At 74.2% G+C, this 25,574-nt stretch carries 22 protein-coding genes and 2 tRNA genes; 8 read left to right on the forward strand and 16 right to left on the reverse strand.

The genetic code is table 11. The features are described from left to right. Positions 1-69 precede the first annotated feature (69 nt). The 3 genes from ACIGXM_RS04370 to ACIGXM_RS04380 all read left to right on the forward strand — a co-directional run bounded on the left by ACIGXM_RS04370 (position 70) and on the right by ACIGXM_RS04380 (position 711). The gene (locus ACIGXM_RS04370) at positions 70-387 is read left to right on the forward strand and encodes an Lsr2 family protein (RefSeq protein WP_035847257.1); all 318 of its coding nucleotides are present in this window, start codon (positions 70-72) and stop codon (positions 385-387) included. A gap of 139 nt (positions 388-526) precedes the next feature. Then, a tRNA-Gly gene (locus ACIGXM_RS04375) sits at positions 527-599 on the forward strand. A 39-nt stretch (positions 600-638) separates the two neighbouring features. After that, positions 639-711, forward strand: a tRNA-Gly gene (locus tag ACIGXM_RS04380). 106 nt (positions 712-817) lie between these two features. On the opposite strand, the gene ACIGXM_RS04385 is transcribed toward ACIGXM_RS04380, so the two are convergent. The 4 genes from ACIGXM_RS04385 to purD form a co-directional block, all read right to left on the reverse strand. After that, a complete protein-coding gene (locus ACIGXM_RS04385; protein WP_396556653.1) occupies positions 818-1,717 on the reverse strand; it encodes a phosphoribosylaminoimidazolesuccinocarboxamide synthase in 900 nt (299 codons plus the stop codon). Positions 1,718-1,782: 65 nt separating this feature from the next. Beyond that, entirely contained in the window at positions 1,783-3,348 is a 1,566-nt protein-coding gene (locus ACIGXM_RS04390) for a N,N-dimethylformamidase beta subunit family domain-containing protein (protein WP_396556655.1), read from the reverse strand. 134 nt (positions 3,349-3,482) lie between these two features. Further along, positions 3,483-5,018, reverse strand: coding sequence for a hypothetical protein (locus ACIGXM_RS04395; RefSeq protein ID WP_396556657.1), 1,536 nt, complete (start codon positions 5,016-5,018; stop codon positions 3,483-3,485). A 483-nt stretch (positions 5,019-5,501) separates the two neighbouring features. After that, positions 5,502-6,749: a phosphoribosylamine--glycine ligase gene (gene purD, locus ACIGXM_RS04400; RefSeq protein ID WP_396556659.1), complete on the reverse strand. Its 1,248-nt coding sequence runs from the start codon at positions 6,747-6,749 to the stop codon at positions 5,502-5,504. Between the two features lie 397 nt (positions 6,750-7,146). On the opposite strand from purD, the gene ACIGXM_RS04405 reads away from it, so the two are divergent. After that, entirely contained in the window at positions 7,147-7,938 is a 792-nt protein-coding gene (locus ACIGXM_RS04405; protein ID WP_396556661.1) for an SLATT domain-containing protein, read from the forward strand. A gap of 39 nt (positions 7,939-7,977) precedes the next feature. Here ACIGXM_RS04405 and ACIGXM_RS04410 read toward each other — a convergent pair whose 3' ends face one another. The 3 genes from ACIGXM_RS04410 to ACIGXM_RS04420 form a co-directional block, all read right to left on the reverse strand. Further along, complete coding sequence (locus ACIGXM_RS04410; protein WP_396556663.1) at positions 7,978-8,625, reverse strand: hypothetical protein; 648 nt, start codon at positions 8,623-8,625, stop codon at positions 7,978-7,980. A gap of 61 nt (positions 8,626-8,686) precedes the next feature. Then, the gene (locus tag ACIGXM_RS04415) at positions 8,687-9,520 is read right to left on the reverse strand and encodes a GntR family transcriptional regulator (protein WP_396556665.1); all 834 of its coding nucleotides are present in this window, start codon (positions 9,518-9,520) and stop codon (positions 8,687-8,689) included. 91 nt (positions 9,521-9,611) lie between these two features. Further along, positions 9,612-10,409, reverse strand: coding sequence for a carbon-nitrogen family hydrolase (locus ACIGXM_RS04420; RefSeq protein WP_396556667.1), 798 nt, complete (start codon positions 10,407-10,409; stop codon positions 9,612-9,614). Positions 10,410-10,576: 167 nt separating this feature from the next. On the opposite strand from ACIGXM_RS04420, the gene ACIGXM_RS04425 reads away from it, so the two are divergent. Continuing rightward, positions 10,577-11,410: a maleylpyruvate isomerase family mycothiol-dependent enzyme gene (locus tag ACIGXM_RS04425; RefSeq protein ID WP_396556669.1), complete on the forward strand. Its 834-nt coding sequence runs from the start codon at positions 10,577-10,579 to the stop codon at positions 11,408-11,410. A gap of 18 nt (positions 11,411-11,428) precedes the next feature. Here the strand turns inward: ACIGXM_RS04425 and ACIGXM_RS04430 are convergent, their stop codons facing one another. The 5 genes from ACIGXM_RS04430 to pdhA all read right to left on the reverse strand — a co-directional run bounded on the left by ACIGXM_RS04430 (position 11,429) and on the right by pdhA (position 17,749). Next, positions 11,429-12,772: a nitrate/nitrite transporter gene (locus ACIGXM_RS04430; protein WP_396556670.1), complete on the reverse strand. Its 1,344-nt coding sequence runs from the start codon at positions 12,770-12,772 to the stop codon at positions 11,429-11,431. Positions 12,773-12,801: 29 nt separating this feature from the next. Beyond that, positions 12,802-14,049 carry a M64 family metallopeptidase gene (locus tag ACIGXM_RS04435; RefSeq protein WP_396556671.1) on the reverse strand — a complete coding sequence of 416 codons (1,248 nt, stop codon included), beginning with the start codon at positions 14,047-14,049 and terminating at the stop codon, positions 12,802-12,804. A 182-nt stretch (positions 14,050-14,231) separates the two neighbouring features. Continuing rightward, the gene (locus ACIGXM_RS04440) at positions 14,232-15,614 is read right to left on the reverse strand and encodes a dihydrolipoamide acetyltransferase family protein (RefSeq protein ID WP_396556673.1); all 1,383 of its coding nucleotides are present in this window, start codon (positions 15,612-15,614) and stop codon (positions 14,232-14,234) included. 11 nt (positions 15,615-15,625) lie between these two features. Next, a complete protein-coding gene (locus ACIGXM_RS04445) occupies positions 15,626-16,597 on the reverse strand; it encodes an alpha-ketoacid dehydrogenase subunit beta (RefSeq protein ID WP_396556675.1) in 972 nt (323 codons plus the stop codon). Between the two features lie 6 nt (positions 16,598-16,603). Then, positions 16,604-17,749, reverse strand: coding sequence for a pyruvate dehydrogenase (acetyl-transferring) E1 component subunit alpha (pdhA, locus tag ACIGXM_RS04450; protein WP_396556677.1), 1,146 nt, complete (start codon positions 17,747-17,749; stop codon positions 16,604-16,606). A gap of 361 nt (positions 17,750-18,110) precedes the next feature. On the opposite strand from pdhA, the gene ACIGXM_RS04455 reads away from it, so the two are divergent. Both ACIGXM_RS04455 and ACIGXM_RS04460 read left to right on the forward strand, forming a co-directional pair. Beyond that, a complete protein-coding gene (locus ACIGXM_RS04455) occupies positions 18,111-18,773 on the forward strand; it encodes a response regulator (RefSeq protein ID WP_396556679.1) in 663 nt (220 codons plus the stop codon). 130 nt (positions 18,774-18,903) lie between these two features. Further along, positions 18,904-19,995, forward strand: a complete 1,092-nt coding sequence (locus ACIGXM_RS04460; RefSeq protein WP_396556681.1) for a phosphotransferase — start codon at positions 18,904-18,906, stop codon at positions 19,993-19,995. A 77-nt stretch (positions 19,996-20,072) separates the two neighbouring features. Here ACIGXM_RS04460 and ACIGXM_RS04465 read toward each other — a convergent pair whose 3' ends face one another. The 4 genes from ACIGXM_RS04465 to ACIGXM_RS04480 form a co-directional block, all read right to left on the reverse strand. Continuing rightward, positions 20,073-21,878: a protein kinase gene (locus ACIGXM_RS04465; protein ID WP_396556683.1), complete on the reverse strand. Its 1,806-nt coding sequence runs from the start codon at positions 21,876-21,878 to the stop codon at positions 20,073-20,075. A 97-nt stretch (positions 21,879-21,975) separates the two neighbouring features. Then, a complete protein-coding gene (locus ACIGXM_RS04470) occupies positions 21,976-23,418 on the reverse strand; it encodes a protein kinase (protein WP_396556685.1) in 1,443 nt (480 codons plus the stop codon). A 317-nt stretch (positions 23,419-23,735) separates the two neighbouring features. Beyond that, positions 23,736-24,359: a bacterial proteasome activator family protein gene (locus ACIGXM_RS04475; RefSeq protein ID WP_396556687.1), complete on the reverse strand. Its 624-nt coding sequence runs from the start codon at positions 24,357-24,359 to the stop codon at positions 23,736-23,738. A gap of 75 nt (positions 24,360-24,434) precedes the next feature. Beyond that, positions 24,435-25,052, reverse strand: a complete 618-nt coding sequence (locus ACIGXM_RS04480; protein WP_396556689.1) for a hypothetical protein — start codon at positions 25,050-25,052, stop codon at positions 24,435-24,437. A gap of 196 nt (positions 25,053-25,248) precedes the next feature. Here ACIGXM_RS04480 and ACIGXM_RS04485 point away from each other — a divergent pair, with 196 nt between their 5' ends. Next, positions 25,249-25,554: a hypothetical protein gene (locus tag ACIGXM_RS04485; RefSeq protein ID WP_396556691.1), complete on the forward strand. Its 306-nt coding sequence runs from the start codon at positions 25,249-25,251 to the stop codon at positions 25,552-25,554. Positions 25,555-25,574 lie beyond the last annotated feature (20 nt).

Raw genomic sequence — 25,574 nt, forward strand, 5'->3', positions numbered from 1 at the left:
CAACCGGAGCACAGGGCTGTCGCGGCAACACCGCGCCGGACAGCCGAATTGCCGAGAGGATTGACACCCATGGCTCAGCGTGTAGTCGTCACGCTCTCCGACGACCTGGACGGCGGCGCCGCCGCGGAAACCGTCCACTTCGGCGTCGACGGGAAGTCGTACGAGATCGACCTGTCCCTGGACAACGCGGAAAAGCTGCGCGAGGCGCTCGCCCCGTTCGTCGCGGCCGGCCGCCGCCAGAGCCGTACCGGAAAGTCCTTCCGTCGCACCGCGCTCGCACCGGACCCGGCCGCCGTGCGCGCCTGGGCCCAGTCCCGCGGAATGGAGCTGCCGGCCCGCGGCCGCATCCCCAAGCACGTCTACGAGGCTTTCTCCGAGGCCAACTGACCTGCGGCGCCTCCCTTCCCCGCCCGCTCGCACGGGCTCGGCCGGGAGGGAGGCGCAACCACTCCCGACGATGCGGTAGAGTATTTCTCGTCGCCGCAACGGGGAACCGGGAGCAGCGACCGGTGCCATCAGGCGCCGTGCGGACGTGGCTCAGTTGGTAGAGCATCACCTTGCCAAGGTGAGGGTCGCGAGTTCGAATCTCGTCGTCCGCTCGCAGCAGCGTTATGCTGTGCAGTACAAGTGAAGATCGTGCGGACGTGGCTCAGTTGGTAGAGCATCACCTTGCCAAGGTGAGGGTCGCGAGTTCGAATCTCGTCGTCCGCTCAGATGCGAAAAGGGTCCCCGACGGGGGCCCTTTTCGCATTCCCGGACGTGAGGTTCGTCACCCCGGCCCGTGGGCACCCGACCGGGGGCCCACAGGCCGGATGGCTCAGGCCCAGGCGGTGCCGGTCAGCCGTTCGTACGCCTCGACGTACTTGGCTCGGACCCGCTCGACGACCTCGGCCGGCAGCTCCGGCGGCGGCTGCTCGCCGGTGCGGTCCCAGCCGGCGGCCGGCGAGGTCAGCCAGTCCCGGATGAACTGCTTGTCGAAGGACGGCTGGGCACCCCCGGGCGCCCACTGGTCGGCCGGCCAGAACCGCGAGGAGTCCGGGGTCAGCACCTCGTCGCCGATCACCAGCTCGTCGCCACGGCGGCCGAACTCGAACTTGGTGTCGGCCAGGATGATGCCGCGCTCGCGGGCGATGTCCCGGGCCCGGGTGTACACCGCCAGCGTGGTCTGCCGCAGCAGCGCCGCCCACTCCGCGCCGATCCGGTGCGCGGTCTCCTCGTACTCGACGTTCTCGTCGTGCTCGCCGACCTCGGCCTTGAGCGCGGGGGTGTAGATCGGCGCGGGCAGCTCGGAGCCGTCCTCCAGCCCCTCGGGCAGCGCGATCCCGCAGACCGTCCGGCTCTCCCGGTACTCGACCAGGCCGGAGCCGGTGAGGTAGCCGCGGGCCACGCACTCGACCGGGAACATCTCCAGGCTGTCGCAGATCATGGTGCGGCCGGCCCAGTCCGCCGGGGCGCCGGCCGGGACCTCGGTGGAGATCACGTGGTTGGGCACCAGGTCGGCGATCCGCTCGAACCACCAGAGCGAGAGCTGGGTGAGGATCCGGCCCTTGTCCGGGATGCTGTTGGGGAGCACCCAGTCGTAGGCGGAGGTGCGGTCGCTGGCCACCATCACCAGCCGGCCCTGCTCGTCGCGGTAGAGGTCGCGCACCTTCCCGGTGTGCAGGTGGACCAGGCCGGGCACCTGCACCGGCTCGGGCTTCGTGACAAATCCGCTCAAGGTCGTTCAGTCCTCACGAGTGGGGGTCGCAGGCCTGAATCCTTTCATGCACCCGCCAGGCGGGGTCAGCCGTCCTTGCAGAGCTGGTCCAGCAGGTTGGCGGTGGCCCGCTGGATCCGCTCGTCGGTGTGGCCGGGCCGGTCCAGCGCGGGCGACCAGGCGAAGGTGCCGGCGGCGAAGACGTACGCGCCGCTGGGCGCCCGGTAGAGCGAGGTCTCCTGGAACCGCGGCCGGTCCAGCTCGTCGCGGTAGGGCGAGTGGGCGAGCAGGATCCGCTCGTTGTGCACCGGCAGCGGCACCTTGGGGAAGTAGCGGTCGGCCTCCCCCGCCACCAGGTTCTCCACGTGGTCGCCGTCCCGCAGGCCGGTACCGGCCCAGAGCCAGTGGCCGGTGTTGCCGGCCACCAGCGGCACCGGATCGGCCACCCGACCGGCGTACTGCACGCCGATCAGCTGCTGCTCGGGCCTGCCGGCGTCCCGCCAGAGCGCGCTGGCCGCGCCGGGCAGCCCGGCGGCCGGCGCACCGGGCGGAACCCGTTGCCGCTTGCGGCAGTTGAGCAGCCGGTTGGGCTCGCCGGAGGGGCCCGGGGTGAGGTCGACCCGCCAGTACATGGTGTTGGCGGAGAGGAAGACCAGCGAGGTGCCGCCGTCCCGGGCGCGCTCGGCGGCCTGGCGCATCGGCTCGGACCAGTACTCGTCGTGGCCCGGGAAGACCAGCGCCCGGTGCCGGGACGGCTCGACCAGGCCGGCGTGCAGGTCGGTGGCGGTCGCGTAGGCGAGGTCGTAGCCGTAGCGCTCGGCCCAGCGGATGAAGTCGTAGGCGTGGCCGACGTGCAGCGGCAGGCCGGCGCCGGCGTGCGGGCGGTCGAAGGAGACGGTGACCGCCGCGTCCGCCTCGGTGACCAGCCCGCCCTGCTCGTCCCAGGCGTGGTAGAGGCTGGCGCCGGTCCGGCCGTCCTCCGGGAACAGGTTGTACGCCTGCCAGGTGACGTCCGGCAGGACCAGCAGCAGCTCGGCGGAGGGGCCGGTGGCGGGCTGGTCCCGGACGGTGAACGGGATGTGGCTGCGGTGCCGCTGGTCCGCCGTGGTGAGCACCGCGACGTACGCGCCGGGGCGCCAGTGCACGGGGATCTGCAGGCGCCAGGAGTGCCACCAGTGGTGGCAGCTGACGGTCCGCCCCACCACCAGTGGCGGGGGCTGCTGGAGACCGGGGATCAGCGGACTGGCCGTCATGTGCTGGGCGCCGGCACCCGCGTAGTGGCCGATCCGGTAGACGTCCACGATGAACTCGCGCGGCGGGTGCACCGTGATCCGGAAGTCGACCGAGCCGCCGGGGTGGATCACCCCGGCCGAGGCGAAGCCCTTGATCTGCTGCTCCACGTCGTTGGCGCTGCGCGGGGTGCCGACCGTCCCCCAGCCCGGCGGCTGGGAGGCGCCCCCGGGGTGGCTGGCGGCCGGCAGCGGACGCTGGCCCGGCGCGTCGGTGCTCACGTACCAGGGGACCGCGCCCTCGGTGCCCGCGAGGTACTGGTCAGGACTGCGCAGCCAGGGCAGCGGCCCCTGGCCGAACGGGTCCGCGACACCGTGCGCCAGCGTCCCGGACTCCCAGCGGCGACCCGACTCCCTGTCCACACGCCCTCCCTGTCCCCCCGGCGGCACGTGCCGCCGCTATGTGCGTGCCGACCAGCACACCACAGAGTCCTGGCGCTGCGTCACCCAACGGTAGCAACTGGTGGCAACTGCCCAGGGAGGCACGGGCGGTGGGCTCAGCCGAGTCGGACCGGCTTCTCCACCCGGACCCCGGCCGCCTCCAGCCAGGCCCGCAGCGGACCCGCCTCGCCCTGCTCGACCGCCGCCACCACCGGGTCGGCGAGGTCGTTGCGGCGCACTCCGCCGAGCAGCAGCACCGGGCCGTCCAGCCAGTCCAGGCCGGGGCGGGCGCCCGCGGTGTCCACCGCGGCGCAGCAGACCATCGCCGTCACGCAGTCGGCCAGCAGCTCCCGCCCGCCGCGCTCGGCGCCGCCGGGGGCGACCGGCTCCGGACGGGCCGAGGCCAGTGCCCGGGCGAGCTCGGCGCCCCGGCCGGCGGCCAGCACGGCCAGCAGCCGGGCCAGCGTCGGCGCCGCCCGGCCGGTCTCCCCGGGCAGCCCCGGCTCGGCCGGCGCCACCGCGTCCAGCGCCTCCTGCACCGAGATCGCCTGCAGCCGCCAGCCGCGGTCCACCACCTGCTCGGGGTAGTCCGCCCAGTCCAGGTCGGCGCGGTGGCCGGCGACCGGACCGTGGAACAGCTCGGCGGCCAGCAGCGAGACCGCCGCGTCCATCCCGCCCGGCTCCTCCAGCAGGTCACAGGCGGGCCGGTCGCCGAGCCGGCTCTCGTACCCCTCGGCCAGCCGGTCCCGGCGGGACAGCTCGGTCAGCGCGGCGACCACCCCGGCGTTGAGCTGGGCCGGGCAGCGGCCGAGCCGCCAGGCGGGCAGCGCCACCCGGGTGAGCAGCCGGTCCCAGCCCGCGTAGGCCAGGCCGACCTGGCCCTGGGCGGCCACCCGCAGGCCGTAGTCGACCGCCTTGGCCCGCTCGGAGGCGGCGGCGGCGGCCGCGCGCTCCAGCTCGGCGACGTCCTCCCGGCAGGCGCGCAGCAGCGCGCGGGTGATCCGGTCGAGCAGTCGGGTCGGGAGGGTCTGCCGGCCGCCGCCGAACGCGGCGTCCAGGCCCCGGACGAAGCGGCGGGCGGCGGCGATCTCCGGGTCGGCGGCGGCGGCCGTGCCGGCCACCACCGGCGCGAGCAGCGCCCGCAGCTCGCCGGCCCGCATCCACCAGAGGAACGGCGAGCCGACCACCAGCACCGGGGCGGGCCGGGGCGGGCCGGAGCGGAGCAGCGCGCGCGGGCCGGGGTGTGGCACCGGCTCCTCCTCCAGCCAGCTGTCGCAGTCCGGGGTGAGCGCGATCGCGGAGGGCGGGGGCACCCCGAGCCGGTCGGCCAGCTCGTGGATCAGCCGGTACAGCTCGGGGGCGGCCGGCGGCGGGACCGGGACCGCCGGGGTGCGCGGCGGGACGGCCCGGGCATGCCGCCGGGCTGCGGCCAGCGCCACCAGCCCGGCGGCCACGGCTATCCCGCAGACCACCCAGCGGGCGATGTCCCACCCGGGTCCGTCCGGCGCGCCGGGCGCCCCGATCCGGCCGGTCACCCGCCCGGCGAGCAGCACCACGGCGACGGCGGCCGGCAGGATCGCCGCGGCCCTCGCCAGACCGCGGATCCGCAGCACGGCACGGGCACGGGCGCCCGCGGCGTCGAGAGCGGCCATCCGGCGCTGCACCCCCTTCGGAGTCGGACGTTCGAGATCCGGGCGATCAGTTCACGGTCGGAAGGCAGCGACAACCGGTCGCCGCGCGACATCCCGTCCAGTCCTTCTGCCAGTTTCGACGCGCGCACCCGGGTGGGTGTTCCGGATCGCCCCGGTTTCCACTCGTCCCGGTGACAGTGCACGCATTCCGGACCACGGGCACCGGTAGGAATGCCTTCCGGTGACCCGTTGCCAGCAGCTTCCCCCCACGCGGGCGGACCCACCCGGCGGCGACCGCGGTGGCACCCGAGGCGGCACCGCAATGCAGCGCACCATACGGGCGATCGGGGGCCGACGTCAGCAGGATGCCAACGCATTCACTCGAACGACTGGATTCCACCCACCGTTCGCCCACGGCGGATCAGGGGGCGGACGCGCGCGCGAACGAGGAAGGGCGCTGCGTCCGGTGGGGGACGCAGCGCCCGGTGGGGCCTGACCGAGGGCCTACTCGGCGGCCTTCAGCGCGATGTCCGTGCGGTGCTGGGAGCCGGCCAGCCGGATCTCCGCGACGCCCGCGTAGGCGCGCTCGCGGGCCTGCGCCAGGTCGGCGCCGGTCGCGGTGACCGACAGCACCCGGCCACCCGCGCTGACCACCCGGCCGTCCTGGTCGGTCCGGGTACCCGCGTGCAGCACGTAGACCGTGCCGTCGGCGGCCTCCGCCTCGGCCAGGCCCTCGATCACGTCGCCGGAGCGCGGCGCGGCCGGGTAGCCCTCGGCCGCGACCACCACGGTGACCGCCGCCTCCTCGCGCCAGCGCAGCGGCTCCAGCTCGGCCAGCCGGCCCTGGGCGGCGGCCAGCAGCACGCCCGCCAGCGGGGTGCGCAGCCGGGCCAGCACCACCTGGGTCTCCGGGTCGCCGAAGCGGGCGTTGAACTCGATCACCCGGGTGCCGCGCGAGGTGAGCGCCAGGCCGGCGTAGAGCAGGCCGGAGAACGGGGTGCCGCGGCGGCGCAGCTCGTCCACGGTCGGCTGGAGCACGGTGGTCAGCACCTCGTCGACCAGGCCGGGCGGGGCCCAGGGCAGCGGCGAGTAGGCGCCCATGCCGCCGGTGTTCGGGCCGTGGTCACCGTCCAGCGCCCGCTTGAAGTCCTGCGCGGGGACCAGCGGCAGCACGGTGGTGCCGTCGGTGATCGCGAAGAGCGAGACCTCGGGGCCGTCCAGGTACTCCTCGATGACGACGCTCTCGCAGGCCGCCGCGTGGGCCAGCGCCGCGGTGCGGTCGGCGGTGACCACCACGCCCTTGCCGGCCGCCAGGCCGTCGTCCTTGACCACGTACGGCGCTCCGAAGGCGTCCAGCGCCGCGGCGGCCTCCTCCGGGGAGGCGCAGACGTAGGAACGCGCGGTCGGCACGCCGGCGGCGGCCATCACGTCCTTGGCGAAGGCCTTCGAGCCCTCGAGCTGGGCGGCCGGGGCGGACGGGCCGAAGACCGGGATGCCGGCCGCCCGCAGCGGCTCGGCGACGCCGGCCACCAGCGGGGCCTCCGGGCCGACCACCACCAGGTCGGCGGCCAGCTGCCGGGCCAGCTCGGTGACCTGGTCACCGTCCAGCTGGTCGACCGGGTGCACGGTGGCCACCGCCGCGATCCCGGCGTTGCCCGGGGCGCAGTGCAGCTCGCTGACGGCGGGATCTTGGGACAGGGAGCGGCACAGGGCGTGTTCGCGGGCGCCGCCGCCGATGACGAGGACCTTCACGGTTGGCAAGGGTAGTCGGTGGCGGAATCCGGCCGTCCACCGGTGCTGTGCGAACCTCCATCGGAACTACCGGAAACCGCCCCGTCCTTTGTATCTTCGGCCGAGCGAGGGATCGGGTCATGACCGCGGCGCACCGGGCTCTCACTCGGAGGAGTGAAATCCCGTCGACTTCCGCAACCCGCTCACCACGGGTTCCTGAGCCCGGAAAGGGTGGTCTTCCTGCCGGAAGCGCCTGCATGCTCGCCCATTTGGCGGTAAGAAGTGCTGTTGGATGGCCAGCAGTGCCGCCCATGCGCCGTCTCGCAGCCAGCAGTACGGCAGTACCAGCAGTGCCCGCAGCAGTCGCCCAGCAGTCAGGCCGGTCCGGGCGGTCCGGCCCGTCAAGGGAGCCCCACAGGTGAGCCAGCCCGAAATGCAGCCCGAGGAGAGCCCCTGGGGCAAGGACGTCGGCGAGGAGGACCAGCCCACCACGACCGCCGCCGGCCGGGACCGCGCCGCCACGCGCCGCCGTGCCGACCTGAGTGCCCGCCAGTTCCCGCTCGGGGACTGGGGGGAGCCGGCCGAGCGGCTGGAGGAGCTCTACCGCTGGTCGGAGGAGCGCGCGGTCGAGGCGATCGACTGGTACCGGCGGGACCGCGTCTGGAAGCGCCGCCTCGCGCGGCTGCTGCGGTTCGGCGCGGCCGGCTTCGCGGTCGCCGGGGCCACCCTGCCGCTGGTCTCGCTGACCGGCCGGTTCGGGCACGCCCCCGCCTGGGGGTACGTCTGCCTGGCGCTGGCGGCCGGCTGCCTGGGCGCGGACCGCGCGTTCGGGTTCAGCTCCGGCTGGATGCGCGACGTGAGCACCGCCCAGGCCCTGCAGCGGCGGCTGGAGGCGTTCCAGTTCGACTGGGCCTCGGAGTGCGTGCGCGAGGTGCTCGGCCCGACCGAGGGGACGGCCGGCGAGGCCGCCGAGCGCTGCCTCGGGGTGCTGCGGCGGTTCTGCGAGGACGTCTCGGACATGGTCCGCAGCGAGACCTCGGAGTGGATGCTGGAGTTCCGGGCCCGGATGACCCAGCTGCCGACCCAGGCCCCCGGGAGCTGGGGCGGGCGCACCGAGGGCAGCTCCGGCGCGCAGGTGCGGGTGCTGCCGCCGCCGGGGACCCGGCCGACCATGCCGCGCCAGCGGCCGCCGGAGGGGCCGCTGCGGTAGCGGGCCGGGCGGCGGTCAGGCGGTCAGGCGGTCAGGCGGTCAGGCGAAGACCACCATCGACCCCTGGGTCAGGCTGCGGGTCGCCGCCGCGTACAGCCCGGCCCAGGCGTGCCGCTCCCGGGCGTACGGGTGCACGTCGTCCAGCGGCGGGGCGAACGGCTGCTCCAGCCCGGTCGGGCTGAGCGGCCGGGTCGGCGCCGGCGGGTCCAGCGGATCGATGCCGAGCACCGGCGCGACCAGCTGCAGCTCGCGCAGCAGCCCGTACGAGGAGCCCAGCGGGCCGCCCGAGGAGAGCAGGTCCTCGTCCACCAGCGGGACCTCGAACTCGATCGGGACGTAGGCGCCGGCGTGGTCGAAGTGCCAGACCAGGTGCGACTGCTCGGCGGTGCTCTCGAACATCTCCAGCAGCTGCTCGTAGTCGCCGCCGAGCGCGTCCACCGGGGTGATCTCGAAGCCGGTGAGCCGCAGCAGGTAGGCCCGCCGCAGGAAGTGCAGCGAGTCGTAGTCGAAGGCCGCGATCGGCTCCACCTCGCCGGTGGTCCCCGGGGCGAACTCGTAGACCGGCACCCCCGGCAGGCCGCGCGCGGCCAGCGCCGCGTTGTAGACCGCGAGCTCGTCGCGGAACGGGTTGTCGGGGCTGTGGCTCAGTACGTCCACGAGCGGGACGAGCCAGAGATCGCAGGCCACGGCCAGCTTTCCTCTCCGTGCCGGGCGGTGTCGGCGGGCGTCGGCAAACGCCCGGACCACCCTACCGGCCCGGGCCGGGAGGCGGGGCCGGCTGCTCGGCGCGGGGTTGCGGGACGGGCGCACCCTCGTCGCCCGGCTCCCCGGCGGCCGGCTCGGGGGCCGTCCCGGTGGGCTCGGCGGTCAGCAGCGCCAGCACCGAGACCTGCTCCAGCGACTCGCCGGTCAGCCCGGCCAGCAGGCGGATCGAGTGCAGGTTGTACTCGTTGACCATCCGGTGCGCGCCGGCCAGGTCGCGGGACGCGATCAGCTCCACCAGTTCGAGATGCCGGTCCCAGTACACCCCGGTCGGCTCGCTGCGGTCCCGTAGGTAGGGAGCGGCGAACATCCAGGACTGCACCCGCAGCCAGTCCAGGTAGTCGGCGATCCGCCCGTTGTCCAGGAAGCCCGAGACCTCCTGCCAGAACCGCCGGTCGCAGCCGACCATCACATCCAGCTGGCCGGCCCGGGCGGCCCGGACCGCCGCGTCCGCCCGCCGGCGCAGCGAGGTCAGCCGTGACCAGTCGTACCGGCTCACCCGCAGCCCGAGCTGGCGGAACGCGCTGTCGGTGAGCATCGCCCGGGCCTCGAAGATCTCCAGGAAGTCGGCCCAGAGCAGCACCGGGACGGTGAACCCCCGGTGGTGCTCGGTCCGCAGCAGTCCCTGCGCCGCCAGGTCCACCAGCGCCTCACGGGCCGGGGTGGCCGAGACGCCGTACAGCTCGGCGATCTCCTTGACGGTGAAGTTGCTGCCCGCCGCCAGCCGGCCGGCCATCATCTCCTCGCGCAGCGCCCCGGCGATCTGCTCGCGCAGGCTGTTGCGCTGGATCGCGGAACGCCCCTGACCGACGACGGCCATCTGCCCAACCTCCTGTGGTCCGGCCCGGGCGGGGCGAAAGGCCATCATCCTCTCAAATCCCCGCGCCGGCCCGACCGGCCCCCGCCCCGGGTCAGCGTTGCACGGGCGCCGGGATGCCGAGCAGCCGGTCCCGCAGCACCGGGAACTCCTGCCGGGCCCGGGCCACCTCGGCCGGGTCGAACTCCACGGTGAGCACCTCCTCGCCCGGCCCGGCCTCGGCCAGCACCCGGCCCCAGGGGTCCACCACCAGGCTGTGGCCGGCCTGCTCGACCCCAGCGTGGGTGCCGCCGGTGTTGCAGGCCAGGACGTACGCCTGCTCCTCCACCGCGCGGGCCCGGGCGAGCAGCGTCCAGTGCTCGCGGCGCCGCTCCGGCCAGGCCGCCGGGACCACCAGCAGCTCGGCGCCGGCGTCCAGCAGGGCCCGGAACAGCTCGGGGAAGCGCAGGTCGTAGCAGGTCGCCAGGCCCAGCACGCCGAGGTCGGTGGTGGCGGTGACGATCTCCTGCCCGGCGCCCATCGCGATCGCCTCGCCGCTGTCGAAGCCGAACCGGTGGATCTTGCGGTAGGTGTGCGCCAGGTCGCCGCTCGGCGCGAAGAGCAGCGAGGTGTTGTAGATCGGCCCGTCCGGGTCGCGCTCCACGATCGAACCCGCGTGCAGCCAGACCCCGGCCGCGCGGGCGGCGGCCGACATCGCCTCGACGGTCGGGCCGTCCAGCGGCTCGGCGCCGGTCGACCAGGCGTCGTAGGCGAAGCCACCGAGCGGCCACAGCTCGGGCAGCACCACCAGGTCGGCGTCCTGCTGCGCGCGGACCAGGGCGGCGACGCGGGCCCGCCGTTCGGCCACCGGCTCGGAGTCCGACACGGAGAGTTGGATCAAAGAGGCGCGCACACTACCACCGTCCACGACAAGAGACCTACGATCGTCACTCGAAAGCGCTGCCCTGCTGTCACCCGGCAGCGTAACGTGCGCTTAGCGCGCGCGTCCGGGAGCCGGCAGGACCGGTTTTCGGCCGCGGGCGCGGGTGCAGCAGCGACGGAGGGGCCGGAGAAGATCCCGTGACCGACAACCAGACCGTGCAGGCCTACACCGATGCCTGGACGCAGTCCATCGAGTCCATATCGGCGCTGATGGGCACGCTGCCCGCCGACTCCTGGAACCGGCCGACCGAGTGCCCGGGCTGGTCGGTCCGGGACATCGTCTCGCACGTGATCGCGATCGAGTCCGAGCTGCTCGGCGACCCGCGCCCGATCCACTCGCTCCCCAGCGACCTGCGGCACGTCAAGGACGACCTCTCCCGCTACCTCGAACTGCCGGTCGACAAGCGCCGCTGCCACACCCCGCCGGAGATGACCGCGGAGCTGGAGTACGTGATCATCCGGCGGGCGCGGATGCTGCGGGACGCCAAGCACCAGGCCGACGACGTGGTGCGGTTGCCGCTCGGTCCGGCCTCGATCGAGCTGCCCTACGCGCGGCTGCTGCTGATGCGCGCCTTCGACGTCTGGGTGCACGAGCAGGACCTGCGGCGCGCGCTGGGCCTGCCCGGCGGCCTGGACTCGCCGGGCGCCCAGCTGAGCCGCGACCACCTGCTGGCCCAGCTGCCCAAGGTGGTCGCCAAGCGGGCCGGCGCGCCGGCCGGGAGCACGGTGGCCTTCGACGTCACCGGTCCGCTGGAGTTCCTGCGCACCGTCCGGGTGGACGAGCGCGGGCGGGGGACGCTGGACAGCCGGATCACCCTCGGCCCGGACGTCCAGTTCGGCCTGGACTGGGAGACCTTCCTGCGGCTCGCCTGCGGACGGGTCCGCCCGGAGGCGGTCGCCGACCGGGTGCGGATCGAGGGCGACGAGGAGCTGGCCGGCCGGATCCTGGCCCACTTCGCGGTCACCCCCTGACGGCCCGCCGGCTGCCCGCTACCCGGTGGGCAGCCGGCGGCGCAGCCGCAGGATCATCACGGTGCCCACCAGCAGCGGGACGTACATCCAGCAGAACGCCACCCGGTACGCCTGGGCCGAGTAGCTCGAAGCGCCGGCCGGGGAGAGCGCGTCGAGCAGCACGCCGATCCCGAAGAGCGTGATCATCGTGGCCAGGAAGCCGCCCATGTTGACGATGCCGGAGGCGGTGCCCAGCCGCTCCGGCGGGTTGTGCGAGCGGGCGTAGTCGAGGCCGACCAGCGAGGCCGAGCCGTTGCTGCCCATCACCAGCAGCAGCGTGACCAGCAGCCAGAGCGGCGGGCGCCCGGCCGGCCAGGCCAGCGCCGCCGCCCAGCAGCCGCCGGTGGCGGCGATCGTGGTCAGCACGATCGGCATCCGGGCCCGCGGGCCGCGGTTGAGCAGCCGGCCGAAGAGCAGCCCGAAGAACATGTTGCTGAAGACCAGCAGGGTGAGCAGGCCACCCGCCTCGCCCCGGCCCATCCCCTGACCCTCCACCAGGTAGGGCAGCCCCCAGAGCAGGGCGAAGGCGTTGGCCGGGAACTGGGTGGTGAAGTGCACCCAGAGGCCCAGCCGGGTGGCGGGCTGCCGCCAGGACTGCCGGACCTGGGCCCGTACCGGCGGCCGCGCGGCGTCGGGGGCCTCGGGCCCAGGGGCCGGCGAGCCGTCCGGGGTCTCCCGCAGCAGCAGCGCGACCAGCGCGAAGACGCCCACCCCGAGCAGCGCGACGGCGGTGAAGGTGGTGGTCCAGCCCTCGGTGTGCAGGGCCTGGGCGAGCACCACGGTGGTGATCAGGTTGCCGCCCATCCCGGCCAGCCCGGTGAGCTGGGCGACCAGCGGGTTGCGGGCGGCCGGGAACCACCGGGCGGAGATCCGCAGCACGCTGATGAAGGTCATCGCGTCGCCGCAGCCCAGCACCGCGCGGGAGGCCAGCGCCGGGGCGAACGAGGGGCTGAAGGCGAAGGCCAGCTGGCCGACGCTGAGCAGCAGCACCCCGAGCAGCAGCACCCGGCGCGGGCCGAAGCGGTCGACCAGCAGGCCGACCGGCACCTGCATGGCCGCGTAGACCAGCACCTGGAGGATCGAGAAGGCGGAGAGTTGGGAGGCACCGATGCCGAAGCGGTGGGCGGCGTCCAGCCCGGCCACCCCGAGGCTGGTGCGGTGGATCACCGCGAGGACGTAGACGCTGACCGCGATCCCCCAGGCGCACCAGGCCGCCCGGCCGCCGGGCGGCTCGGCGGGGCCGCTCCCGGCGGCGGAGGGCCCGGTGGTCCGGGGAGCGGGAATGAGAGCGGAGGTACGGGTCGGGCCGGGTTCCACGGTCATAGTGCGCCCAGACTAGTCATCCCATCAGTTCATCCGGTGAGTACCCAGTTCACGGTCCGGGTCATCCGCTGGTTGCGGAAGTCCTCGTCGCGCACCCAGTCCGTGGTGTCGCGCACCGTCGCACTGACCGTCACCCGCTGGCCGGGCAGCAGCGGCAGGGCCGCCGGGTCGAACCAGGTGCCGTCCGAGGCCTGCGGGCGCACCTCGCGGCCGTCCACCCGCCAGACCACCGAGAGCTGCCGGCCGCCGCTCAGCGGCAGCGGACGGACGGTCAGCCGGGGCCGGCCGCCGACGTCGCCGGGGTTGGGCGAGACGCCGTCCAGCGGGTTCACCCGGCGGTAGATCTCCTCGATGATCGCCTCACGTGAGGGGAGGTTGTAGGTACCGCCCAGGGTGCGCATCACCGAGTCGGGGGTCGGCCGGTAGATCCCGTTGGCGCTGCGGTAGGCGCCGACCAGGCCGCCGCCGTCCGGCGACTGGGCACCCAGCCAGCGCCACCACTTGAGGTGGTCGCGGCGCATCACGTCGGCACCCTGGGTGGAGAGGTTCGGGTAGTCCGCGTCGTGCGGGGCGGTGTCGTACTCGTCACCCAGGTCGCCGACGGTGTGTCCGATCTCGTGCTGGATGATCCGGCCGGCGTCCGGGCTGCCGCCCGCCAGCGTGGTCACCCCGGTGCCCCCGGCGCCGCCGTACTCGGTGGAGTTGGCCAGCGCGATCAGGTACTGCGGCCCCTCCCCCGCCCCCGCGTAGCGCGCGGTCGCCACCTCGTCGGCGCAGAGCAGCCGCGCGGTGCCCTCGCACCAGAAGTGCATGCCCAACGGGGTGACGGGCTTGTGCCCCTTGCCCTGCCCCTCGGCTATCCCGGCGACCGGGGAGACCACCTCCACCCGCCGTATGTTGAAGTACCCCTGGTAACTGCGGAACGGCTCGATCTCCATCAGCGAGCGCCAGGCCTGGTCGGCCTGCTGCCGGAAGAGGTCCTGCTGGGCGGCCGTGTAGCCGTCGCCGAGCAGCACCAGGGTGATCCGGTTCCCCGGCTCACCCGTCCGGCGTATGTCCACGGTGGGGGCGGCACCGAGGCGGCGGACCCGCGCGCCGACCGCGCCGCCGGGGCCGTGCGGGGGGACCGCGCGGTCGGTCACCCCGCCGGTGGCGGGGCCGATCACGGTGAACGGTGCCGGCCCGGCCGCCTCCAGGGCGGTGGGCAGCACGGCTGCCGCGAGCAGGGCGAGTGCGGCCAGACTCCGGATGAGACGGCCAGGGTTGCCAGGCGCCATACGGATGGTCCTCGGTGCTCCGGTCACCCGGCGGGCGCTCGGGTGGAGGGTCACCAAGAGGTACCCCGCCCGAACAGATCATCTGACTTTCGATCGGAGATCTCACCGGAACGGCGCAACGCACCCCGGCACGGGACCGGCCCCGGGACGGGTGTCCCGGGGCCGGTCGCGACGCTCCCGGGTCAGCCCCAGGTGAGCAGGCGCTTCGGTTGCTCCAGGATGGCCGCGGTGTCGGCCAGCACCTTGGAGCCCAACTCGCCGTCGACCAGGCGGTGGTCGAAGGAGAGCGCCAGCGTGGTGACCTGACGCGGGACCACCTTGCCCTTGTGCACCCAGGGCAGCTCCCGGACCGCGCCGAAGGCCAGGATGGCGGCCTCGCCGGGGTTGAGGATCGGGGTGCCGGTGTCCACGCCGAAGACGCCGACGTTGGTGATGGTGACGGTGCCGCCGGTCATGTCGGCCGGCGCCGTCCTGCCCTGCCGCGCGGTGTCGACCAGGACGCCGAGCTCGATCGCGAGGCCGGCCAGGGTGAGCGCGCCGGCGTTCTTGATGTTCGGCACGATCAGGCCGCGCGGGGTGGCCGCGGCGATCCCCAGGTTGACCTGGCCCTTGAGGACGATCTCCTGGTTGGCCTCGTCCCAGCTGGCGTTGATCTCCGGGTGCCGCCTGATCGCGGTGAGCAGGGCCTTGGCGACCAGCAGCAGCGGGCTGACCCGGACGCCGGGGCCGAGCTCGCCGCTCTCCTTGAGCTTGCGGACCAGCTTCATGGTGCGGGTCACGTCGACCTGGACGAACTCGGTGACGTGCGGGGCGGTGAAGGCGGAGGCCACCATCGCCTGGGCGGTGGCCTTGCGGACGCCCTTGACCGGGATCCGCTGGTCCACCCCGGCCGGGACGGCGGCCGCCGCCTCGGTCGGAGCCGCCTCGGCGGCCACCGCGGCGGGGGCGGCGGCCGGCGGAGCGGCGGCGGCGTGCACGTCCTCGCGGGTGATGATCCCGTCCGGGCCGGTCGGCAGGACCGTGCGCAGGTCGATGCCCAGGTCCTTGGCCAGCTTGCGGACCGGCGGCTTGGCGAGCGGGCGCTCGGTGGCCACCACGGCCGCCGGGGCGGGCACGGGCGCGGCGACCGGGGCCGGCGCGGCCGGGGTGACCGCGGCCGGGGCGGCGGCGACGACGGTACGGCGGGCCCGGCGCTGGACGCTGCCGGTGCGCGGCCCGTAGCCGACCAGCACCTCGCGGCGTTCCGGCTGTTCCGCCGGGGCGGCGGCAGCGGCGGGCGCCGGCGGGGCGGCCGGGGCCGGGGTGGCCCCCTCCACCGCGATCGCGATGATCGCGGTGCCGACGTCGACCGTGGTGCCCTCGGGGAAGTGCAGCGCCTCGACCGTCCCGTTGAACGGGATCGGCAGCTCCACCGCGGCCTTCGCGGTCTCCACCTCGCAGACGACCTGCCCGTCGGCGACGGTGTCCCCGGGCTGGACGTACCACTTGAGGATCTCGGCCTCGGTCAGCCCCTCGCCGACGTCGGGCATCTTGAACTCGCGCAGCGCGCGAACATCGGTGCTCATGGTCGCCTCTCTCAGAACGCCAGCGCGCGGTCGACGGCGTCCAGCACCCGGTCCAGGTCGGGCAGGAACTGCTCCTCCACCCGGGACGGCGGGTACGGCGCGTGGTAGCCGCCGACCCGGAGCACCGGGGCCTCCAGGTGGTAGAAGCACTTCTCGGTCAGCCGGGCGGCCAGCTCGGCGCCCATGCCCATGAAGACCGGTGCCTCGTGCACCACCACGGCCCGGCCGGTGCGCTTGACCGAGGCCTCCAGGGTGGCGAAGTCCACCGGGGAGAGCGAGCGCAGGTCGACCACCTCGAGCCGGCGGCCGTCCTCCTCGGCGGCCGCGGCGGCCTCCAGGCAGACCTTGACCATCGGCCCGTAGGCGAGCAGCGTCAGGTCGGTGCCGGGGCGGACCACCCGGGCGGCGTGCAGGTCCAGCGCGGCCGCCGAGCCGATCTCGGCCTTGTCCCAGTACCGGGCCTTCGGCTCCAGGAAGATCACCGGGTCGTCGCACTCCACCGACTGGCGGAGCATCCAGTAGGCGTCGTCCGGGTTGGACGGGGTGACCACCCGCAGGCCGGCGGTGTGCGCGAAGTACGCCTCGTGCGACTCGCTGTGGTGTTCGACGGCGCCGATGCCGCCCGCGTACGGGATCCGGACCGTGACCGGCATCTTGACGTGCCCGAGCGCGCGGGCGTGCATCTTGGCGAGCTGGGAGACGATCTGGTCGAAGGCCGGGTAGACGAACCCGTCGAACTGGATCTCCACGATCGGCCGGTAGCCGCGCAGCGCCAGGCCGATCGCCGTCCCGACGATCCCGGACTCGGCGAGCGGGGTGTCGATCACCCGGTCCTCGCCGAAGTCCTTCTGCAGGCCGTCGGTGACCCGGAAGACGCCGCCGAGCTTGCCGACGTCCTCACCCATCACCAGGGTCTTCGGGTCGGTCTCCAGACACGCGCGCAGGCCCTCGTTGATGGCCTTCGACATGGTGAGCTTGGACATGATCGATTACTCCCCGCCCTCGAAGGACTCCGCGTACGCGACGTACTCGGCCCGCTCCTCGCTGACCAGCGAGTGCGGCTCGGCGTACACATGGTCGAAGATCAGGGTCGGGTCCGGATCCGGCATCGAGCGCACGCCCTCGCGCACCCGCAGACCGAGGGTCTCGCTCTCCGCCTCGACCGCGGCGAAGAACTCCTCGTCGGCCAGCTCCTCGCGCTCCAGGTGGGCCTTGAGCCGGGAGATCGGGTCCTTGGCGCGCCAGGCCTCGGTCTCCTCGGCCTCGCGGTAGCGGGTCGGGTCGTCCGAGGTGGTGTGCGCGCCCATCCGGTAGGTGAAGGCCTCGATGAGCACCGGGCCGTTGCCGCTGCGGGCGTGGTCCAGCGCCCAGCGGGTCACCGCCAGGCAGGCCAGCACGTCGTTGCCGTCCACCCGGACACCGGGGAAACCGAAGCCGGAGGCCCGGCGGTAGAGCGGGATCCGGGTCTGCGTGGTGGTCGGCTCGGAGATCGCCCACTGGTTGTTCTGGCAGAAGAAGACCACCGGCGAGTTGTAGACCGAGGCGAAGGTGAAGGCCTCGTTGACGTCACCCTGGCTGGAGGCGCCGTCGCCGAAGTAGGCGATCACCGCGTCCTCGGCGCCGTCCTTGGTGATGCCCATCGCGTAGCCGGTCGCGTGCAGGGTCTGCGAGCCGATCACGATCGTGTAGAGGTGGAAGTTCTTCTCGTTCGGGTCCCAGCCGCCGTGGTTCACGCCGCGGAACATCCCGAGCAGGTTGAGCGGGTCCACCCCGCGGCACCAGGCCACGCCGTGCTCGCGGTAGGTGGGGAAGGCGTAGTCGTTCTCCCGCATCGCGCGGCCGCTGCCGACCTGGGCGGCCTCCTGGCCGAGCAGCGAGGCCCACAGGCCCAGCTCGCCCTGGCGCTGCAGGGCGGTCGCCTCGGCGTCGAAGCGGCGGACCAGCACCAGATCACGGTAGAGCGAGCGCAGCTCCTCCGGGGTGACGGCCAGCGGGAAGTCCGGGTGCTCGACCCGGTCGCCTTCCGGCGTGAGCAGTTGCACGAGCTCGGCCGGGGCGTCCTTCCCCGCGCGGAGGTTGTCAGGGACGCCGGGGGCGGCCTTCTTGCGCGCCCTCGCCGTACTTTTGACGGTCACGTTCACTCCTCGGTCTGTCCGGCCGCCCGGGGTCGCCGGTGACCGGTCCGGTCACCTCCTCGCAAGGCGCGCTGGGTGTGCGCACACGGCTGCGTGGCAGGTGGTGATCCTCTTCCGACGGCGCCCTCACGAGAACGTTACCCAGCAGGCGCCCTGGGCGCGCCTGCGTTAGGACGTCCTAGTTTGTTCCGGCCTGGGTGGGGACGGGGTGGGTCCGAGACCGCTCGCGCGGTGCCGTCAGGACACCTGCGCACGTTATCCGGGCGAGGCGCTTCACGTAAGGGGTTGGATCGGACAGATTTCGACGTAGGGGTAGTCCGGGCGATAGATCCTATCTGCCCGTTTATGGGAGCATTCAGGGGTGACGGAAAACGGACAGATCAGGGTGTTCCTCCTCGACGATCACGAGGTGGTCCGCCGCGGCGTTCACGAACTGCTGTCGGTCGAGGGCGACATCGAGGTGGTCGGCGAGGCCGGCACCGCCGCCGAGGCGCTCGCCCGGATCCCCGCCGTCCGGCCCGACGTCGCGGTGCTCGACGTTCGACTGCCCGACGGCAACGGGGTGGAGGTCTGCCGGGAGGTCCGCTCGCGGCAGCCGGGGATCAAGTGCCTGATGCTGACCTCGTTCTCGGACGACGAGGCGCTCTTCGACGCGATCATGGCCGGGGCCTCGGGCTACGTGCTCAAGGCGATCCGCGGCGGCGACCTGCTCTCCGCGGTGCGCGACGTCGCGGCCGGCAGGTCGCTGCTCGACCCGGTGGCCACCAGCCGGGTGCTGGCCCGGCTGCGCGAGGGCGGGGCCGGCCAGGAGGACGAGCGACTGGCCCAACTCACCAGGCAGGAACGGCGGATCCTGGAACTGATCGGCGAGGGGATGACCAACCGGCAGATCGGCGGTGAACTCCACCTGGCCGAGAAGACGGTCAAGAACTACGTCTCCAGCCTGCTGTCCAAACTCGGCATGGCGCGGCGCACCCAGGCGGCCGCCTACGTCGCGCGGTTGAGGAGCGACCCGCAGAACTGACCGGGCAGAGCAGGTAAGTTCACGCTCCGTCAACGGCACCGATCGCGGCACGATCATCGGCACCCCGCTCACTACCGGGCAATTTCCGCCAACCGAGCCGGGGTTGGCGGCGACACTGCGATGATCGAGTGTGACAGAGAGTCAACTCACCTACGCCGCAACCGTATCGGAGGGACCGGATGCCTCCGCTCCCCCGGTCGGCACGCTCAGCCCCCCGGTCTCCCGGTTCGTGATCGCACGGGTCCTGCGCAACTACCGCGCCGGGCGGCTGGTCGAGGCGAGAGCGGTGGCCGAGGGCCTGCTCAACCGCGGCTACCGGGTGGTCACCACGGCCGGCGTCTACTTCCTCAAGTGCTACGTGGACCGCGCCACCGCCACCGTCACCGCGATCACCGCGCAGCACCGGGCGACCACCGCGCTGCACGCCCGGGGGCTGCCGACCGCACCACCGCTGGCCGGCCGTGACGGGCGCACGGTCACCGACTGTGACGGCCGGCGGTTCGCGCTCTACCCCTGGATCCGGGGCGAACACCGGCCCGGAACCGAGCTGGACCTGGTGCAGTGCGAGGAGCTGGGCACGCTGCTCGGCCGGTTGCACGGCGCACTCGCCGAGGTCTGCGCCCTGGTCGTACAACCGGACGGGCAGCCCACCGCCGACCCGCGGGCCACCCTGGCGCTGATCGACGAGCTGCGCGGGCTGGTCCGCCGGCACCGCCCGTACGGCCCGTTCGAGCTGCTCGCCGAGGACCGGCTGGCCGAGCGGGCCGAGCTGCTCGCGGCCCACCGGCACCGCCGGCCCGCGCCGGACGCCGCCGGGCCGGCCGGCTGGGTGCACGGCGACTTCCACGGCCTCAACCTGCTGCACCACGGGCGGCGGGTGAGCGCGGTGCTGGACTGGGACCGGCTGGGCGTGCGGCCGCGCGGCGAGGAGGTGGTCCGCGGCGCCACGCTGATCTTCAACGACCCGGTGACCGGCGAGCTCGACCTGGCCCGGGTGCGCCGCTACGCCCGCGGCTACCGGGAGGCCACCGGGGCCCGGCCCGAGGAGCTGGCCGCCGCCACGCACCGGGTCTGGTGGGAGCGGCTCAACGACTTCTGGATGCTCCGGTGGCGCTACCAGCGGGCCGACCCCCGGGCCGACCCGCTCTTCCCGGCCGCCGCCGCGCAGACGGTCTGGTGGTGCCAGGAGTACGAGCAGGTGCTGGACGCCTTCGTGAACTGAACGCGTTCCCGAGCCGGGCGGGCCGGGCACGCGAACGGCGCCGCAGCCCGGACCGGGCTGCGGCGCCGTTCCGTGCGCTACGGCAGGGGACTCACCGGCGGGACGGGCTTCGTCGCCGGCGGCGACGCCGGGTTGCTCGCCGGCGGAGTGGTCTCCGCCGGCGCGGAGGGCGTCGGCGGGGTCGACACCGGAGCCGAGGCGGACGCCGTGGCCGAGGCCGAGGCGGTGTCCGTCGGGGTCGACGAGGCGCTCGGGTTACGGGTCCAGCTCCGCCCACCGGTCGGGTAGCTGTCCCCGCCGCTGTCGGTCGGCGGCGTGCTGGGCGTGTGGCTGGCCCGGCTCGGCGTCGGCGTCGGCGAGGTCGACGGGCTGGTGGAGGGCAGCAGCGGCGTCGAGTTGTCCGAGCTGTCCGGCGAGGTGGTGACCACGCCGCCGCCGCCACCGCCGCCGGTACCGCTGCTGCTGCCGTTCAGCGCGAAGGCGATGCCGATCCCGCCGGCCACCACCAGCACCAGCCCGGCCACCCAGGCCAGCGCCCGGCGCCGGCCGCCGCCCGAGCCGCCGTAGCCGTCGTCGTTCGACCCGCCGGAGCCGCCCGAGCCGCCGTAGCCACCGCCACCCCCGCCGCCCGGGCCCTGGTAGCCCGTGGCCGGCGTCTGGTAGCCGGTGGCGCCGCCGTTCGGGTAGGGCAGCAGCGCGGTGGGGTCGGCGGGCCGCCCGGCCGCGCCGAACACCTCGGTGACCGCCGTGCCGTCCTTGGGCGTGCCCTCGTAGCCGTACTGGCCGGAACCGCCCGGCAGGCCGACCGTCGGGTAGCCGGCGCCGGCCGCGCCGTGCATCTCGCGCAGCGCGTGCTGCACGTGCGCGCGGAACTCCTCGGCGCTCTGGAACCGCTCGTCCGGGTTCTTCGCCAGCGAGCGCAGCACCAGGGCGTCCAGCTGCTGCGGCACCCGGGAGTTGGCCTGCGAGGGCGGCACCGGCGCGTCCTGCACGTGCTGGTAGACCACCGAGAGCGGGGTGTCGCCGGTGAACGGCGGGCGCAGCGTGAGCAGCTCGTAGAGCATGCAGCCGGCCGCGTAGAGGTCCGAGCGGTGGTCCACCGGCTTGCCGAGCGCCTGCTCCGGCGAGAGGTACTGGGGGGTGCCCATCACCATGCCGGTCTGGGTCATCGTGCTGGTCGCGCCGGTGAGCGCCCGGGCGATGCCGAAGTCCATCACCTTGACCGCGCCGGTCAGCGTGATGGACACGTTGGCCGGCTTGATGTCGCGGTGCACGATGCCGTTGCGGTGGCTGTAGTCCAGCGCCTCCAGCACGCCGGCGATGATGATCAGCGCCTGGTCGACCGGCGGCGCCTCCTCGTCGACCAGCAGCTCGCGGACGGTCCGGCCCTCGACCAGCTCCATCACGATGTACGGCGTCGACTCGGTGCCGACCAGCTCCTCGCCGGTGTCGTAGACCGCGACGATCGAGTGGTGGTTGAGCGCCGCGACGGCGTGCGCCTCACGAGTGAACCGGAGCCGGGCGACGTCGTCCTGGGCCAGCTCCGGGCGGAGCAGCTTGACCGCGACGGTCCGGCCGAGCCGGACGTCCTGGGCCGCCAGCACCTCGGCCATGCCGCCCCGGCCGAGCCGGTGGGTCAGCCGGTAGCGGCCGCCCCCCAGCGTGCCGAGCGGCGCGGCGGTGCCCCGGCCCGGGGTGGCCGGGCCGTCGAAGACCGGGGGCTGCCGGACGACGTGCGTCTCGGCCGTGGCGTCCACCTCGCCGTCCGCCTCCGGCTCGGGCAGCCGGGGCGTCTCGCGGGTGGCATCGTCCTGCTCGGAGCCGGCGCCGGTGCCCGGGACGTGCTCGCCCTCGCCGTCGCCCGGCTGCTGCGTCTGTGCCATTACTCCTCGCCCCGGGCCGACGCTCTGGTCGCGGCCGCCCTACTCGATTCACTCCTCCAGAACGCTACCGCCTCGGACACCCGGGCGCGGAATGCGTTCAGAAACCCTGTCCGGGGCCCCCGGACAACCGCGCGGCCACCACGGCGGGCCGCACCGCCCCATCCGTGGTGGACGAGTTGTCCTTGGCCTTGGTTGCCACGATCGCGGCAATGATCACGATCAGCACGAACACGCCGACGATCACTCCGATCACCACCAGCGCCGTCGAGCACCCGCTGTTGTTCGCGGGCACCGGGCGGGCCTGCTGGTACGGCGCGGGTGCGGGCCGCGGGGCGACCGGCGCCGGCGCCGGCATCTGCTGCTGCGGGAAGGCCGGCTGCGGCGTCGGGTACTGCTGCGGCCGCGGGGTCTGGTACTGCGGCTGCGGCTGCGGCTGGAACGGCTGCTGCGCCTGCGGGAAGGCCGGCGGCGGCGTCTGCGGACCGTACGGCGGCGGGGTGGCCGGCTGGTACGGCTGCTGGACGTGCGGCTGCGGCGTCCGGATGTCGCCGGCGACCTGCGGGAAGCCGGTCAGCGAGGGGGACGCGTGGGCGGCCCGCGGGCCCTGGTTGATCACCAGCGGGGTGCTCGGCTGCAGCGGGTTGCCGCCCCGCTCGCCCGCGGCGACCCGCTCGACCTCCTCGCGCATCGCCTCCGCGGTCGGGAACCGGTGCGCCGGGTCCTTCCGCAGCGCGCGGGCGACCAGCGCGTCCACCGCCGGGCTGACCGCCCGGTTCAGGGTGGACGGCGGCGGCGGCTCCTCCTGGACGTGCTTGTAGGCGATCGAGAACGGCGAGTCACCGTCGAAGGGCAGCTGTCCGGTCAGCAGTTCGAAGAGCATGCAGCCGACCGAGTAGAGGTCGGAACGGGCGTCCACGCTCTTGCCGAGCGCCTGCTCCGGCGAGAGGTACTGCGGGGTGCCGACCACCATGCCGGTCTGGGTCATCGAGGTGACACCGGACTGCATCGCGCGGGCGATGCCGAAGTCCATCACCTTGACCACGCCCTTGGTGTTGACCATGACGTTGCCCGGCTTGATGTCGCGGTGCACCAGGCCCTGGTCGTGCGAGGTGTCCAGGGCGGCCAGCACCGCGGCGGTCATCTTCAGCGCCTGCTCGGTGGGCATCGCGCCGTGCTGGGCGATCGCGTCGTTCAGCACGTCGCGCAGCGAGCGGCCCTCGACGTACTCCATCACGATGTACGGCACGGTCGAGCCGTCCGGCGCGAACTCCTCGCCGCTGTCGAAGACCGCGACGATGTTGGTGTGCTGGAGCCGGGCCACCGCCACCGCCTCGCGGCGGAAGCGCTCCCGGAAGGACGACTCGCGGCCCAGGTCGGTGTGGAGCGTCTTCACCGCCACCTGGCGGTCCAGCACGGTGTCGTGGGCCAGGTGCACGGAGGCCATCCCGCCCTGACCCAGCAGGTGCCGGAGGACGTACCTGCCGTTGCCCAGCGCGTGCTGCTGAGGGTGGCCCTGCAGGGTGCTGCCGTCCTCGGTCATGGTCCTCTGCTTCCCCCTCGGCACGGCCGGACACCGGTGCCGCGACGTGGTTGATCGGATGCTCTGATCGGCTGCGCTGCCGGGTGATGCCGAACGGCCCGTCAGAGCCGCTCCCGGCGGCCCGCCGAGGCGGCCCGACCCGGCCGGCGGCCGTCGCGGCCACCGACAGGGGTCAGGGTATCGGCACCCGGCGACGACGCGGACCGCCAGGGCTGCCGGGGCGGTCCGGCTCGGCGGCCCGCCCCGGCCGTTCCCGCACCGTTCGCAGACCGTTCCTACAAGGACCGACCCGCCAGGCCCCGCGGTTCGTCAGCGGTTCAGAGGTACGGACCGGACCGGAAGCCGCGGTTCTCGCCCGGCTCCTCGAAGTCGTGCTCCGCCCCCGGGCTGCCGGGCGGCAGCGCCCGGCGCATCTGCTCCAACTGGGCGCGGGCCGCCATCTGCTGGGCGAACAGCGCGGTCTGGATGCCGTGGAACAGGCCCTCCAGCCAACCGACCAGCTGGGCCTGGGCGATCCGCAGCTCGGCCTCGGTGGGGACGGTGTCGTCGGTGAAGGGCAGCGAGAGCCGCTCCAACTCCTCGACCAGCTCGGGCGCCAGACCCAGTTCCAGCTCCTTGATGGAGCTGGCGTGAATGTCCTTCAGCCGGACCCGGCTGGCCTCGTCGAGGGGAGCCGCCCGGACCTCCTCCAGCAGCTGCTTGATCATGCTGCCGATGCGCATCACCTTGGCCGGCTGCTCGACCATCTCGGTCACCGGAAGTTCCCGCGGCTCCTCGCCGTCGCCGGAGCGGCCGAAGCCCCGGCCGTCGGCCCCGCCGACCGCCATCCCGTCCGGCCCGACGATCAGCACCTGCGGCGGGACGCCCTGTGCCGTCCCGTCCGCTCCCGTCGACGCCTGATGCGGCTCCTGCTGCGGCCGTTCGTTCCGCGGATTAGTCATAGCTCCTTCATATGCTTCGGCGCTCCGGAGGGTCAACCGAGCACCGGCCGGCCCGGATTCCCGATCCGGGCCGGTTCAGCTCCGGCGCAGCCGCAGCCCCACCAGGGCCAGGCCGGCGCCGATCAGCCCGAGGCCCGCGCCGAGCGGGAACTGCAGGTCGGAGGGATCGTTCCCGTGCGCGGCGGTCTGCGTCACGGGCGCGGGGGCCGCGGGCGGGCCGCCCTCCACCGCAGGGGTGGGCGCGGGGGGCTCCGGCCCGGCCGCCAGCGCCGGGTCGGGGGTGCCGTCGGAGCCCCCCGCGCCGTGCCTGGCGGGGCCGTCCGGCGCGGCGTGCCACCGGCGGACCCGGTGCCGGGGCGGGCCGGCCGGACGGTGCGCGGCCCAGTGGTACGTCCGGTGCTCGGCGGACCACGGACCCGGCGGGTCGGTGGGCCCGGCGGACGGCGTGCCGGGGGCGTCCCCGGGGCTGGGCGCGGCGCTCGCCCCCACCCACGGCGGCACCGCCGAACCGGGCGCGGCCTGGGCGGCGGCGGTCAGTAGGACCGAGAGCAGCACCGGCGCGGTCAGCCCGACGCCGACGACGAGCACCCGGCCGCGCCGCCGTCGGGATCGGCGCCGGCCGGGCGGCGCGGGCTCCGGGCCGGCGCCGCGGAGCGGGAGGAGCGTGGACTGCGGGTACGGGATCGTGGCCACGGACAGACCCTTCCGACGGCCGACGCCCGAGTGGGGCACCGGCGGCAGGACAGCTCCGCACCAGCGTCACACAGTCCCCGCTCCCGGGCATGTCGGAGCCCGCGACCGGCCGGCCGGTGGACTCTTCCGGCCACGGCCGGAAGAGTCCCGGTTGGTCACCTGGCGCACCAGATGACTGGCTTGCCAGACTCACCGCATGTATCTCGTTCACGCCTGCCTGCGGGGTCCGTCGGGGGCCGAACTGCCCACCGACGCCGCGGCCCTGGTGCGCTCCTGCGCCCACGCGACGGATCAGCTCGAGCACGTGGTGGCCCACCCCCGGGCCCGGCCCCACCCGGTGCTGGGACTCTTCGTGGTCGCGGACGGCCTCGGGCAGGCGGAGGCGCGGGCGTGGGCGGTCTGCCGCCGCGCCCTGGCGGAGCGGGCCGCCCTGGCGGGGTGGGAGCTCGTGGAGGCCCAGGTACCGCTGATCGCCCCGCTCTTCGAGCGGCTGCTGGCCTGAGCGGCGCCGGCTGACCGGCC

Origin of the sequence: Kitasatospora sp. NPDC052896, from assembly GCF_044547075.1 — a bacterium.
GTDB lineage: Bacteria > Actinomycetota > Actinomycetes > Streptomycetales > Streptomycetaceae > Kitasatospora.